This window comes from Edaphobacter dinghuensis, from assembly GCF_014640335.1.
In the GTDB taxonomy this organism is placed as follows: Bacteria; Acidobacteriota; Terriglobia; order Terriglobales; family Acidobacteriaceae; genus Edaphobacter; species Edaphobacter dinghuensis.
In genome coordinates, this window is record NZ_BMGT01000004.1 from 361,498 (window position 1) to 376,144 (window position 14,647).

10 protein-coding genes are annotated in these 14,647 nt (G+C 58.7%); 6 read left to right on the forward strand and 4 right to left on the reverse strand.

Translation table 11 applies throughout. The features are described from left to right. Positions 1-54: 54 nt before the first annotated feature. Positions 55-534 carry a DUF4188 domain-containing protein gene (locus IEW09_RS17780; RefSeq protein WP_188555598.1) on the forward strand — a complete coding sequence of 160 codons (480 nt, stop codon included), beginning with the start codon at positions 55-57 and terminating at the stop codon, positions 532-534. Between the two features lie 10 nt (positions 535-544). Here IEW09_RS17780 and IEW09_RS17785 read toward each other — a convergent pair whose 3' ends face one another. Beyond that, complete coding sequence (locus tag IEW09_RS17785; protein WP_188555599.1) at positions 545-1,210, reverse strand: Dph6-related ATP pyrophosphatase; 666 nt, start codon at positions 1,208-1,210, stop codon at positions 545-547. 414 nt (positions 1,211-1,624) lie between these two features. Between IEW09_RS17785 and IEW09_RS17790 the strand changes: the two genes are divergently transcribed. The 5 genes from IEW09_RS17790 to IEW09_RS17810 all read left to right on the forward strand — a co-directional run bounded on the left by IEW09_RS17790 (position 1,625) and on the right by IEW09_RS17810 (position 7,972). After that, positions 1,625-1,921, forward strand: a complete 297-nt coding sequence (locus IEW09_RS17790; protein WP_188555600.1) for a YXWGXW repeat-containing protein — start codon at positions 1,625-1,627, stop codon at positions 1,919-1,921. A gap of 127 nt (positions 1,922-2,048) precedes the next feature. Then, complete coding sequence (locus IEW09_RS17795) at positions 2,049-2,252, forward strand: cold-shock protein (protein WP_020712649.1); 204 nt, start codon at positions 2,049-2,051, stop codon at positions 2,250-2,252. A gap of 501 nt (positions 2,253-2,753) precedes the next feature. Further along, complete coding sequence (locus tag IEW09_RS17800; RefSeq protein WP_188555601.1) at positions 2,754-3,335, forward strand: KdsC family phosphatase; 582 nt, start codon at positions 2,754-2,756, stop codon at positions 3,333-3,335. Between the two features lie 72 nt (positions 3,336-3,407). Further along, positions 3,408-7,799, forward strand: a complete 4,392-nt coding sequence (locus IEW09_RS17805; RefSeq protein ID WP_188555602.1) for a DEAD/DEAH box helicase — start codon at positions 3,408-3,410, stop codon at positions 7,797-7,799. A gap of 2 nt (positions 7,800-7,801) precedes the next feature. Continuing rightward, positions 7,802-7,972, forward strand: a complete 171-nt coding sequence (locus IEW09_RS17810; RefSeq protein WP_188555603.1) for a C1orf53 family protein — start codon at positions 7,802-7,804, stop codon at positions 7,970-7,972. Here IEW09_RS17810 and IEW09_RS17815 read toward each other — a convergent pair. The 3 genes from IEW09_RS17815 to IEW09_RS17825 all read right to left on the reverse strand — a co-directional run bounded on the left by IEW09_RS17815 (position 7,969) and on the right by IEW09_RS17825 (position 14,591). Continuing rightward, positions 7,969-8,880 carry a tetratricopeptide repeat protein gene (locus tag IEW09_RS17815; protein ID WP_188555604.1) on the reverse strand — a complete coding sequence of 304 codons (912 nt, stop codon included), beginning with the start codon at positions 8,878-8,880 and terminating at the stop codon, positions 7,969-7,971. The genes IEW09_RS17810 and IEW09_RS17815 overlap by 4 nt on opposite strands. A 64-nt stretch (positions 8,881-8,944) precedes the next feature. After that, the gene (locus IEW09_RS17820) at positions 8,945-11,161 is read right to left on the reverse strand and encodes a VWA domain-containing protein (RefSeq protein WP_188555605.1); all 2,217 of its coding nucleotides are present in this window, start codon (positions 11,159-11,161) and stop codon (positions 8,945-8,947) included. 49 nt (positions 11,162-11,210) lie between these two features. Beyond that, on the reverse strand, positions 11,211-14,591 hold the full coding sequence (locus IEW09_RS17825; protein ID WP_229739433.1) for a TonB-dependent receptor: 3,381 nt from the start codon (positions 14,589-14,591) through the stop codon (positions 11,211-11,213). Positions 14,592-14,647: the final 56 nt, after the last annotated feature.

The window sequence follows — 14,647 nt, forward strand, 5'->3', positions numbered from 1 at the left end:
CGCTGTCATCCAATAACTCGTCTCGTTGTCACAAAGCAGCTCGCGGGAGTTCCTATGAGCAAAGTCTTTCCAGGGCGCTATACCGCCCACATCGAAGGCTCCTTTGTCGTCTTCCTTATCGGCATGCGCATCAATCGCCTGCTGGCCTTCCATAAGTGGATACCGACCTCCACAGCGATGGGACCCATGCTCCGCGAGCTCTATGCCAATCCCGAATCCGGCTTTCTTGGCGCGCATACCTCCGTCTACTGGCGCGGAGTTATGGTCACGCAATACTGGCGCAGCTTCGACCATCTCATCCGCTACGCCCAGAATCGCGACGCGAACCATCTTCCTGCATGGACGGCCTTCAACCGCCGCGTCGGTACCGATGGCACCGTCGGCATCTGGCACGAAACCTACCAGGTTGCCGCCGGGCAGTACGAGTGCATCTACAACAACCTTCCACGCATGGGACTTGCGCTCGCCGGAAGCCACATCCCCGCCACCGGCCATCTCCGAGAAGCGCGCTCCCGCATGGGAAGCCAGAGCTAGTTAGCACGCTTCATATCTTGTCTACCAACTCCGCATAGACAAACCCATCCCGCTCCACCCACTCTCCGGCTTCCACCGGAATCTCCCCGGAAAACATAGGCCCGGCGCAACAAAAAGTATGGAACTCCCCGTTCTCTCCACACGAATCAACGCCATCCGGCAACTCGGCCAAAAGGGAAGCATCCCACTCCCGCCCCGCAAACTTCGCCGGAACTTTTCTCGGATCGACGCACGTCAGCCTCGCACGCAGGCCGCCTGCCATCATCTCCTTCGCCAGCCGGTCCGTTGGAATCCCCCATACCGGAAACACCGGCTCCAGCCCCGTCCCCGCCAGCTTTGCCACCCGGTAGGCTCGAATCTCCTCCAGAAACAGATCGCCAAACGCTACGCCAGTAAATCCCTCCTGTACCGCCCGCTCGCACGCTACCGCCATCCGCGCCTCGTACTCCTCATTCGAGCAGGGGAACGGCAGGTCCACCTTCCACAGCGGCAACCCGGCCCGCTCTGTCTGCCTATCCAACAGCTCCTCGCGAAACCCATGAATCGCCACCCGCCGAAACCGCTCATTCACCGTAGTCAGCAGCCCACCTACTTCAAACTCGCCTTGCTGCCGCAACCGGTGCAGAGCCCACGCTGAATCTTTGCCTCCGCTCCAGCTCAAAAGGATCTTTTTCATCCTCCTATCAAACCATGCAAAACATCCTCCGTGCCGGTTGCCCCAGCTCTCACCTTTGACTGTCCGGCTTGACGCCGCTGTTAGAATTAACCCAGAGAATAAAGAAGGCTGCACGGCAATCGTCGCTGCAGCCTTCTTTATTTAACCCAGAATTAGTCATTTAGAATCAATATTTTGAAGGCAAGTTATTTGTTATGAATACTTTGCAAAATAAAGCATTTGTTTTGAAGACTTTGAGTACTTTGGTAGAGGGGGTAGGGGGTACTTTCATGCCACCGGCGGGGAGACCACCGATGGCTGGCTCTCGGTAAAACTGCATCAGAAATAAACGAGAGGGGTCTGTACCTTTCCACCGCAACTCGATAACTTACAGTTGTGTTGAATCCCGCAGTACTACTGAAGGAGAAAAATAAGATGAAGAGATTCCTGCTCCCTACCATCTGCGGCCTTTTACTTACTGCAGGTATTGCTCCAGCTCAAATCGCCATCCGCATCGGTCCGCCGCCGCCACGGCGTGAAGTCATCCCTCCTCGCCCTTACGCTCATCGCGACTGGGTTTGGCAACCGGGCTACAACCGCTGGGACGGCCAGCGTTATGTATGGGTTCCCGGTACCTATGCTGCACCTCCTCGTCGCGGGGCCCGCTGGGTTCCCGGCCACTACCGCCACACTCCCCGGGGCTACTTCTGGGTTGAAGGTCACTGGCGCTAACCCTCGGCAGGCCCTCCCAACCGGGAGGGCCGCCTTATCTGGCATTCTTTGGATTTTCCACTTAACTCTCTGTGTACCTGCTACCATCAGGATGTCGGCGAATATCGCCTGCAATCAGGAGCATCAAATGGCAAACGGAACAGTAAAGTGGTTTAACGACGCAAAAGGCTTTGGTTTTATCACCCCCGAAGATGGCGGTGAAGACCTCTTCGCGCATTATTCGGCAATCAACTCAAGTGGCTTCAAGTCCCTTCAGGAAGGCCAGCGCGTTACCTTCGACATCACCACTGGCCCCAAGGGCAAGCAGGCTGCCAACATTCAGCCCGCCTAAATGACGGTTTTACATTCAGGGATTTAACTACAAAGGCTGCAGGCTGCGTGAAGACGCTATCTGCAGCCTTTTGTAGTGTAAGAAGCACATTGCCGCAATAAGCACCGAGCATGACCTGAATCAGTCGTGCGTGAGGATCGTTGTTGCGGACTCAGGATCTACCGATAAATGTTCCTTAATTCGGAACAAATCTGGCGAGTATCCATAAAATGTGCATATAATTGCACACGTTATGCAGAGCCGATCTGAGATTCACTGCAAAGAATGTTATTCCACCAATACCACCCGCTCTACCCGCAAATCATTTTTTGAGCGCGTGATTCTTCGCCGTCTCGGCTTCCATCCGTGGAAATGTCTCACCTGCAAACACCGGTTCTTTACCCGAGATCGTGGCTCAAAGAAACAGGGCCGTCCCAATACGCAACCGGTTGGCTAAGTTCTTGCAGAAGTGAGAGAAGCTGTCCCAGCCATCGCACAGGTTCTGCAAGGTATCATCGTTAGATGACTGCTGAAGACCGCGCAAAAAATATCAAAGTCCTCATCTTCGATGTCGACGGTGTGCTCACCGACGGCCAGATCTTCGTCGTCCCCAACTCTGAAGGCCATGGAATTGAAGTCAAAGGCTTCGCCGCTCACGATGGCCTCGGCATCTCGCTCGCGCGCCTCGCTGGCCTGCGCATCGGCATCATCACCAAGCGCCAGTCGCAGACCGTGGCCATCCGCGCCAACGATCTGAAGCTGGAGTTCATCTATCAGGGCCAGTCCCACAAGATGAATGCGATCAACGAAATTCTCGCCAAGGCTGGTATCACCATCGATCAATTAGCCTACGTCGGTGACGACATCATCGACCTGCCAGTGATGCGAGCCTGCGGCCTCGCCATTGCTACCGCGAATGCTCGCGAACAGGTCAAAGCTGTGGCCCACTTCATCACGCTCAACCCCGGCGGAAGCGGCGCAGGACGCGACGCGATCGACTTCATCCTCACGGCTCAAGGTTCGCTCGAAAAAGTCATCGAGCAGTACCTCGACGAGAGCAACGCCGCCGCTGCCGCCGCCGATGTTGGTACCGGTAACATGTAGATAAGCAAGGGACCTATAGCGAGCAGCCTGAAGGCGAACAAAGATCGAACGGATTCGCGCTACAATCTCCCCATGCTGCCCGCTGCAATCCCCGCCTCTCTCGCCTGGGCGCATCCCGTCACGGCAGAGTGGTTCATCAACAAATTCGGCACTCCAACCGAGCCGCAGGAGCAGGGTTGGCCCAGCATTCTCGCGGGCGAACCAACTCTCATCTCCGCGCCCACAGGCAGCGGAAAGACGCTTGCCGCTTTTCTTGTTTGCATCGACAGCCTCCTCCGTCAGGCCATTGCAGGAAAGCTCGCACCTTGCACGCAGATCGTCTACGTCAGTCCGCTCAAGGCACTCTCGAACGACGTCCAGAAAAACCTCGATCAACCTCTGCGCGAGATTCAGCAACTCGCTCTCGAGCGAGGCTATCTTTCGACCGAGATCCGCACCGCAGTTCGCACCGGCGACACGCTGCCCAAAGAGCGTGCCGCCATGCTCCGCAACCCGCCGCACATTCTCGTCACGACGCCCGAGTCACTCTACATCCTGCTCACCGCAGGCAAGTCGCGCGAGCACCTTCGCCGCGTCAACACCGTCATCGTCGATGAAATCCACGCCGTGGCCGACGACAAGCGCGGCGCTCATCTGGCGCTATCGCTCGAACGCCTCGAAGCTCTGGTCTGCGGCGAAAACAGGCTCTCGCCGGGAGCATTTCTCACCGGCCTCTCCACGCCGCCGCTAAGAATCGGCCTCTCTGCCACGCAGAATCCCATCGAACTCGTAGCCGGCTTTCTTACCGGAGTCGATGCCGCACGCAAGCCCGCAACCATCATTCAGGTAGGCCAGCGCCGCCAGCTCGACTTGGCCATCGAAGTCCCCAGCGACGAACTCGGCTCCGTCACCACGACCGCGATGTGGGAAGAGATCTTCGACAAGCTCGCCGCCCACGCCGAGAGCCACCGCTCAACACTAGTCTTCGTCAATACGCGCCGCCTCGTAGAAAAGATAGCCTTCGCCCTCGCCGAACGCCTCGGCAACGAGAACGTGGCTGCGCATCACGGCAGCCTGTCGCGAAATCTCCGTCTCGACGCAGAACAGCGTCTCAAGCGTGGCGAGATCAAGATACTCATCGCTACGGCATCGCTCGAACTCGGTATCGACATCGGCCACATCGATCTCGTCTGCCAGATCAGCACCACCCGCGCCGTCGCCGTTGCCATGCAGCGCGTAGGTCGCGCTGGTCACTGGCGCGGAGCCGTCCCCAAAGGCCGCTTCTTCGCCACGACTCGCGACGACCTGCTCGAACAAGCTGCACTCATTCGCAAGATGCGCGCCGGAGAGCTTGACCAGCTTGAGATTCCGCCGCAACCCATCGACGTCCTCATGCAGCAGATCGTCGCCTGCTGCGGGGCCGAATCCTGGGAAGAAGAAACTCTCTATAACGTCCTGCATCGCGCGTATCCTTACCGCGAGCTCACTCGCGGGCGCTTCGACGAACTCATCACGCTGCTCCACGAAGGCATCGAATCCAGTCGCGGCCGTTATGGAGCTTACCTGCTCCGCGACGGCATCCAGCGGCAGCTTCATCCACGCCGCGGCGCGCGCATGATCGCCATCTCTAACGGCGGCAGCATTCCCGACGCTGCGCTCTTCAGCGTCATCCTTCAGCCCGAGGGCGTGCAGATTGCTACGCTTGACGAGCACTTCGCCGTCGACTCCAGCCCTGGCGACGTTGTCCTGCTCGGTAACACAAGCTGGCGCATCCAACGCATCGAGGCCGCAGGCCGAGTCCTCGTCGAAGACGCGCACGGCGCATCGCCAACCCTGCCGTTCTGGTTCGGCGAAGCCCCGCAGCGCACCGCCGTTCTGTGCGATGGTGTCGGCGAACTCCGCGAACAAATCTCCGTTCGCACTCCGAATGTTCCGCCTGGCTACATCTCACCTGCTCAACCAGAAGTAGCTGCTGCCACAGCATGGCTCATGGAAGAGTGCGGCGTCTGCGCCAGCGGTGCGCAACAGCTCATCGCTTACATCGTCACCGGACGGGCCGTTCTCGGCGCTGTCCCCAGCAAGACCACCATCATCGCCGAGCGCTTCTTCGACGAAGGCGGCGGCATGCAGCTCATCCTTCACGCACCCTTCGGAGGCCGCATCAACAAGGCATGGGGCCTCGCTCTGCGCAAGCGCTTCTGCCGAGGCTTCAACTTCGAGCTACAGGCTGCAGCGACTGACAACGGCATCAATATCTCACTCGCCGAGCAGCACAGTTTCCCGCTCGCCGATGTCTTCCAGTTCCTCACCGAGCAAACAGTAAAAGAACTTCTCGAACAGGCCTCGATCGCATCGCCTATCTTTAAAACCCGCTGGCGCTGGGCCGCCGGGCGTAGCCTGCAACTGCTTCGTTTCTCCAAGGGCAAACGAATCGCTCCGCAGATCCAGCGCACGCGCTCCGAAGATCTTCTTGCGAACGTCTTTCCTCAGGCCGCAGCCTGCTTCGAGACCATCGTCGGCGACATTCAGATTCCGAATCACCCTCTCGTTGGCGAGGTCATGCAGGACGTGCTGCAGGAGGCGATGGATCTCGAAGGCCTCCTCGAAGTTCTCAAGGGAATCAAAGAGGGAAGCATCCATTGCCTCGCCGTCGATACTCCCGTGCCCTCGCAGTTCGCACACGAACTTATCAACGCCAATCCCTACGCCTTTCTCGACGATGCGGGGCTGGAAGAACGCCGTGCTCGCGCCGTATCGCTGCGAAGATCACTCCCAGAGAGCGTCCTCGAAGAAGCTGGCAAACTCGATCAAAACGCTATCGACGAGATACGCCGCGAGTGCTGGCCCGACATCCGCGACGCCCACGAGCTGCACGATCTGCTGCATGCGGTCGTCGCGTTGCCGCTCTCTATCCTCGATACAGGCGAGGCCCGTCACTGGCCCACGTTCTATGAGCGGCTGACTCAGGCCGGACGCGTTCAGACAATCGATTGCAACGGAATACCCTGCTGGATTGCAGCCGAACGCCTTCCTTATGCACTCGCGCTTTGGAACAGCACGAATAATAGTACCGATTTGGTTACAAAAGAGACTGCACTAAAGCAATGTGTTCATGGATGGTTACAAATATTAGGCCCGGTCACCGCTAATGCCTTTGCTCAGCGCCTCGCGTTACAATCTGCCGATGTCTTTCAGGCATTTCTCGCTATGGAGATGCAAGGGCTTCTCATGCGCGGAACCTTCGAGCATTCCAAGCCATCGACAGACCACGACATTGAGTGGTGCGAGCGCCGCATTTTGCAGCGCATCCATCGCCGTACCCTCAGCACGCTTCGCAAGCAGATCGAATCCGTTACGCCGGCTGTCTATATGCGCTGGCTCCTCAACTGGCAACATCTCGCGCCGCAGACGCAGCTCGCCGGTGAAGAAGGTGTCCTCGAAGCGCTTCATCAGCTCGAAGGCTTTGAAGCTCCCGCCATCGAGTGGGAGCGTACACTTCTGCCTGCTCGCGTCGCTAACTATGACTCTCGCTGGCTCGATGCGCTGTGCTTATCGGGCGCCGTCGGCTGGGGCCGCGTCTCTCCCCATCCTGCCTGGGCGATTGGAGACGGGACAGCGCCACGCCGCGTCATCCCCACCAACGCTGCTCCCATCACCTTCTACGTTCGCGAGTCCGCCGATTGGCTGCCCCACGCGCTTGCACAGCAGTGCGTCGAAGAACCCAAACTTCAACAGGCACTCAGCCCTGAGGCTCTGCAGGTCCGTACTCTCCTTCAGCAGCGAGGTGCATGCTTCTCCAACGATATTCAGCGCATCCTCAATCTCACGCGACCGCAGGCGCAGCATGCGCTCTGGGAGTTAGCTACTGCCGGTCTCGCAGCCGCCGACGGCTTCGACCAGCTTCGCGCCATGATGGACCCTCGCAGAAAATCTACGACTACGGACACTCCGGGCAAGCGCAGCGTCCGCAGCTCCGCCGGGCGCTGGTCGCTTCTCTCTGAAGAAGTTCACGCCGCACCAACCGCAATCGAGCAGGCCCGTCGCACCGACACGGCCCTTGAATCTGCCGCTCGAATGCTGCTTGCTCGCTACGGTATCCTCTTCCGCGACCTTCTCACCCGCGAGTCCAACGCTCCCAAGTGGCGCGATCTTCTCGGCATCCTTCGCCGTCTCGAAGCGCGGGGCGAAGTGCGCGGAGGCCGCTTCGTCTCCGGCTTCGGCGGCGAGCAGTTTGCCCTCCCCGCAGCAGTCGATTCGTTGCGTGCAACTCGCAGCCGCGATTGCCTTGTACCCATTACCGTCGCTGCTGCTGACCCCGCCAACCTCGCAGGCATTATCCTCCCCGGCGAGCGCATCCCTTCTGTTCCGGGCAGGCAAGTCATCTATTGCAACGGCAGTCTGCACTTTGAAGGTCAGGAAGAAGATGTGGCAGTCACTCTTCTTCCGGCTCCTGCGTCCGCACCACCCGTTCTAACATTGTTTTAGCAATGCCAGAGCCACTCAAGCCCGACGAGCCGGAGTCTGTCGAAGATTCTACGCCACAGCTCGCTCCGGAAGATTTTTATTACGAAGGTCCTTACCTCGTCTTCACCGCGACGTACCATCTCAAACGAGGGTACTGCTGCAACTCCAACTGTCGTCACTGCCCCTATCGCTAGTTTTGCGTTGGCGGCAAAGGTGGCAGGTCTGCCGTCGTAGCGGTCAACGGGGTATGGCCGCTGCGGATGGCCTCCGCGTTATGAACCAGCAGAATGACCCGAGGGTCCTTGCGATACTGCTCCAGCAGATCATCATGTCTCATGGCCTCTAATACGTCGAAGCCGCCTTCGCTTGCCGTCGTCAGGTAATGCAGCATGTTGGCTATATCTCCATGCTGCGCATACAGCCGTGCAAGCTCATAGCAGAACCGCGCATGGTCCGCCGGCGACAGCATCCGCATGGTGATGCCCCCCGGTCCTCCGCGATGCACCATCAGGTCCGGGTCGATCTTCAACGCGGCGTCGAACTCCTTGCGGGCACGCTCAAAGTCCTTTATCTGAAAGTACGCTGTGCCCAGGTTGGAATGAAATGATGCAGACCTCTTATCCAGCTTGATCGCTTTTTTGTAGTCGGAGATGGCGCTTCCGTTCTGGCCCTCCAGATACTCCACTGCGCCCAGATTGTTCCATCCTTCGGGGTCCTTCCGTTTCACATGCACCACGCGCTGGAAGAACGCGCGCGCAATCTCATGGTTCCCGATCTCAAGCTCTGTCACTCCCATCTTGTTCAATATCTCTACTTCGTTAGCCCCTCGCTTCATCGCATCGGCATAATAGTTCAGGGCGTCTTCGGGAAACCGTCGCGCTCGCAGCACATCGGCAGCGGTCTCCAGCTTTTCCGGAGAAGCCGTTGCCGGGTCAGGCAGGTGGGCTTGTATCGATGGCCACTGTGGGTCCTCATGTTCCAGCTCCACAGCGAGGTCGTGGCTTCGGACGTCTTTTTGCGCAGACAATCGTGCGCCGGTTACAAACACGGTAAAGAGGAATAGAAGGGAAGAGAGACGGAAGAGGCGGACCGGATAGCCCATGGCATACCTCCGCGAGGTACGTCCAAATCATCCGCCTCTCGAAAACGACTGTCAATAGGCAGAATTACGGCGTCGACTGTGTGCCTGCCGGTGCTTTTGTCAGCGCAGCCGTGGCCGCCGCAGCGGGCGGCGCTGCCTGCACCCGCAAAGCCAGTCGGGGAAAGCTGAAGCTCCCGCCGGCATCGTCGATCACGTTGATCTGGCAGACGTAGGTGCCTGGTTTCAATTGAGTTAGTGGAACATCGAACTGAAAACCAACCGCATCCCGCTCCGGAATATTGATCGCATCGGCGACCACCAGCGGCGTCTCGTACACCTTTACGCCGTTGCTCATAAACTCAATGCTGGTCAGCACCCGCACCGGCTTGCCCTCTCGCCGCTTCAACCCCGGAGCATCCGCCGCCGTGCTACCCTGCTGCTTCGCCGGGTCATACACCTCATACAGGAAGTAGAGGTGCTGGTCCTGTCGGAACACATGGGGAATATTCGGTATCCACTCCACGCCATCGCGCACCAGCGGGCTCGCTGCCTTCTTCGCCGTATTCGGCGTGCGCTGACTCGACAGCACAATGGAGCTCAGCTTCAACGGACTCTTGCGCATATCCGGAACCTGGATGTCCGTCTCAAAACTTCCCATCCGCCCGGTCTCGTTCTCGCGCACCACAAACTTCAGGTGATAGCGTCCCGGAGCTAGCGTGAACCCAGTCGAATACTGGATGTTCTTTCGTTGCACCTGCTGTGCCGAATCGAGCGCGAGCTTCACCGTGTCACGAACATTACCAACGATGATTCCCTGGGCGTCCTTCACCTGTCCCATGATGTCGATGTTCGCCTTGTCGCGGTCACCATTCTTCACAAAGGGAATCTGCGATCCCGGCACGATCAGCGACACCGGAACGAAGAACTTATTGTCTTCCAGCCGGAAGTACAGCGCCTGCAAGTACACGGCAACATCGGTCGCAGGCAGGTCGCTGCGCATCTGCTCTGTCAGCGCCTCTTCGCGGTCCTCTGTCTTCTGATGTTTGAAGTCAGCCGGCGCATAATACCCCGGGCGATAGTCCAGCTTCACATCGCTGCGATTCAGCTTCACCGTCAGGTGCCGATAGCTTCCATCCCGTGCAGTATTGGTCGAGTGGAAGCCAAGGATGTAGTAAGCCTCAGTGTCATGCTGAATCTGCTGAAATGCCGGAGCAAAGTCATTCGAATCAAAGAACGCCTTGCCGCCCGTATCGCTCGATAGAGTAGCCAGCGTCTCCTGCGAGCCGAAGTTCGCATCCAGATTGCTCTGCATCGCCCCGCCGCTATAAGCCGCCGTACCGCGCAAGCTGCCTGTGGACGCATCTCCTACCGGCGACAGCGCCTGTAGCCCCCGCGAATCCACGCTATAGATGGCCATATTTGCCTTCACAGCCTCATTGGTCGCCGCGCGCATACTGGCCTGATTTTCAATGCCTTGCCGCGTCACTCCACCGCTGAAGTACAGCAGGCTCTTTCGCTGGTCGACTCGCTCCAGCGACTTTGCAATCGATCGGATCGCATACAGCTCGCGATCAGTATTCAGTGCGTTGTACTCGCTGTCGTCTGCGGTAAAACTTGATGCATCGTCTGCAGTGCCGCCCGAGTTGCCGCCCTCGTTGCCGTTCGCAAAACCGGTGCCCTCGGTGCCGTTGTACTTGCCCACGCCCTTCAGCAGGGCGGCCTTGTCTGCCGTAAAATCCTGGTCAAGGCTAAGCCCAGTATCCAGGCTTACCAGCGCAACCAGATCGGCAGGCTGCCTCTTTTTGTTGATATAGTCTTGTGCTGCCTCAACTGCACGGTCGACATCCTCCGGCTGCATGCTGCTCAAATCGAAGAACATCACAATCAACCGATGGTCCTTCAACGCTTCCGGTGCCGCGGCAAAGTCGCCGTTCCCATTCAGCAGGTCGGCAATCGAAGCCTTTCCGCTTACGGTTGTCTTCTCATGCAGCACCGCCGCTTCGTCGACATTCTGATAGTCGAAGCTGGCAATCTTCTGCGGTTTTCCGTTTTCGAGAATCGTGAAGTCGCTGGCCTTCAGCCCTTTGACGACCTCGCCTGTCTTCTTGTCGCGCACCACTACATTGGTCAGCACGATATCGCTCTGCACCTTCAGCGTAAAGGTGCCGTCCGAAGCCTGCTGCTGCGCAACCATCGGCGTCCCCGCCATCATCCCAGCCAGCACCGCCGCCAGCGCAGGGCGCACCAACGCGATAAAACGATTGCCGGTTTTGCCCGTCGCATCTTCAAACCAAAGACTCATCGCCCGAACCCTCTTCACGTTCCTTACTCTCATCACGAACGACTGCCTTTCAGAAGCGATACCGCGCAAATACAGTCAGTGTGCGCATCGACGCCGCACCCTTTACTTGTCCAAACGTCGGCGAGTTCAGCGTTGTATCAATCCCCGAGTACTGCACGATATTCAATGCATTCGCCGCGGTGACGCGAGCTTCAAACGACCGCGTATCGCCAAGTTGAACCGTACGCGACAGCGAAGCATCGACCACGGTCGTTCCTGGCCCTTCGATGGAGTTGCGCGACGCCGTGCCAAACTCGCCCGTTGCAGGAGTCGTGAAAGCCGCCGTATTGAACCAGTTGCCGATGGTTCCTTTACCGGAGATCGGTACGCTGAAGTCCCGGTTGGGCCGCAGCGAATTGGTGGTGCCGGTTGCCGTCTCCTGCACCGTCAACTGATAGCTCGGCGTGTAGTATGCTCCCGATGAAAAAGTGAAGTCACCGGAGAGTGAGAATCCATCGGTAATCGTGGACCACAATCCACCTTTGGTAAAGAAGAGCCGGTTAGGCCCGAACGGCAGCTCGAATACCCAGTTGCCGGTCAGCTTATGACGAACGTCGAAGGAACTGTTGCTCTCCTCCGCGTTCAGATCGAGGTCGTTCTGCGCCACCGTCTGGACGCCTCCACCGATTGAGGAAGCATCATCGATCGAGTGTCCATATTGATACGTTCCCTGCAGAGAGATGCCCTTTGACATCCGCTTGCGCACGTTGATACGCAGCGCTTCAAACCGCGAATACCCAAGCGAGTCCTCATAGTTGAACGCCTGCGCTCCCGGAATCAGCAGGCCCGTGGCCGTTCGGTTCGGTGCGCGCACCATGTCGAGATTGCCGCCCTTTGATCCGTCGTATCCAATGTTCGCCACAATGCCCAGCGGCAGCGTCCGCTGAATATCGAGGTCCCATATCTGCACATGTCCGAGTCGATAGTTCAGGTTGGCGCTGAAGTTACTCTGCACCGGCGCAGTGGAGCAGTTGAACGCGCCCGCCAGCGTGAACTGTCCCAGCGTGCCGCAACTCTGTTGTCCGGCAATGTTCGTCTGCGTCACAGCGAAGGGCTGCTGGTTGGCCAACTGACGTCCGATCGTAGAGTACTGGCCGGTGTTGTAGTTGATTCCGTAGCCGCCGCGTATGACCGTCTCTTTCATAAACTTGAACGGTGGCCGATACGCAAACCCAAATCGTGGCGCATACATCGATCGGTCAGGATTCACTAGCGGCCGGGGAAAATCTCCGCTATAGGTGCCTCTCTGGTTAGGCTTCACAGCCTCCACCGCCGTAAAGTTCGCATTGTGGTCCAGGTTCACCAACCGGTTGTTCTTCTCGATGTAAGGAGAAAAATACTCATACCGCAGCCCGTAGGTAAGTGTCAGATTCGCCAGCACCCTCCAGTCGTCCTGCCCATACCAGTCATAGACGTTCGCCCGCAGATACGTCTTGTTCAACCCGGCTTGTACTGACGCCTGTTGCGGCATTCCCAGCAGGAAGTCGGCGAATCCCGATCCGCTCGCCGGCACCACCGGGCAGGTCGTGGTCGTCGAAGCCGTGCAATCGCTCGCAGGGTTCTGTGTCGCATATCCGGTAAAGCTGAACGATCCGAGAGGCGTAATCTGCGTTCCGCCAATCGAGTCGGCGTGCACCCGTCGAATATCTCCGCCATAGCGCATGTTGTGCTTTCCATAGCGATAGCTCACAAAGTCGCTGAACGAGATGGTCTGATTGATCGTGTCATTGGGAGCGGTATTGCTCAAGCCGGTAAAGGCGTTCGAGCCGCCGAACGAGATCGTCGGCACGCCGTAATAGAACCGGTTCGACTGGATCGTCGAATCTCCCACGAGCACGCCCGCCTGTAGCCCCGGATTGATCAATCCATTGGTGAAGTAGTTCTCCGTCGTAGCGTGCGAGCGGTTCCAGTTAATCGAGGCGTTATTCGTAAATCGACCATAACCGATGGTGTAGCCCGCCGTGATGCCATATCCATCGGAGGCCGTCGTCCCGCCCAGCGGCAGAAAGATATTGCGGCTGTCACTGGCGCTGTGCGCATAGCTCCCGTTGAAGTTGATGTTCTGCCGCAGCGCCTTCGGAGCGTTCGCTGCCTGCCGCCGTCCCATGCCGAATCCGCCCTGTCCGAAGTTCCTGACATAGCGCAGCGCAGCCGAGGTCGAATTCTGACCGGCGTTGGTCACAGTCTGATAGTTATTGCGCGGCCCCGCATTCGGAACATTCGGTGCCGGATAGAAGTTCAACAGCGCCAGCGCCTGCGGCGACATCGGGATCGAAGCGTTCTTAAGATTGTTCCCCGGAATCGGCAGCCCCGTATTGGGGTCATACAGCGTCTGTCCCAGCGCGGAGAAGTCTCCACTCCGCTCCGCCAGCGTTGGCACCGTGCCATTGAAGATGTCCGGGTTGATATTCCGCTGCCCTGTCACATTCAAAAACACAAACTGCTTCGAACTAGGCTTCACCAGCCCCGGTATAAAGGGCGACCCAACAAAGCTCACACCAAACCGGTTCGACATCGACGACGGCTTCACCACCTGCGCTCCGGGCTCTCCCAGCGCCGAAGCTACAGAGAACGGCGCAGCATTCAGAGCACCATTGCCACCCTGATAGAAGATCGCTCCATGCGGCTGCGTAGGATTGAACCCGCGGAACCCGCCGCGTCCGCCACCACCGCCGCCGCCGCGTCCGCCACGGCCTCCACCACCGAAGCCGCCGCCCGGGCCGCCCATCATGCCGCCCAACATCCCCACCACGGCATTCGCCATATCGCCCGCCGCTCCGCCCTGCTGGCGAGCACGCGCGACGGCATCCTCGATACGCTGGCGAATCTCGTCTTCGTTGAAGTTCGCCAGCCCATTCGTCTGGCCCATCTGCCCGCTCACTGCCACCGAGTCCGATGACGCTTCCTCTCCGCTTCCCATCCCCGAGAGCGTAGGCATCTGCGCGCCTGCATTACCGGTCCCCGCGCTGGCATCAGCCAGATCGCTATCTCCGGAGACACTCAAAGCCTGCGTCCCACGCCCCTGTCCCAGTCCCGAGCTTCGAGCCTGCTGTGCCTCTTCACGCGCCGCACGCGAGGCCAACTGCATCGCAAACGCCGCTACCTGCTCGGGCTTGCCGTCTTCCACCAGCACCTCTTTGGTCTCGACGGCAAATGCAGCCAGCTCCGCCTTTACGACATAACGCCCGTTGCGAGGAATCACCATCTCAAACGACCCGGTAATGTCGGTCGTCGTCGCATACTTCTTTCCTGTCAATGTATTGGTCGCGGTCACGGCCACACCCGGCAGCGGCACTGTCCCTGCCTTTACCGTTCCCTTGATCGTTCCCCCACTCGCCGCAGGAGCAGTCTGAACTGCCACCCCAGCCGGAGCCTGCGCCAGGAGCGCCATGCCAGACAAGCTGCTGCTCCCTGCCAGCATCACCGCACCCAACATCGTCCATCGAC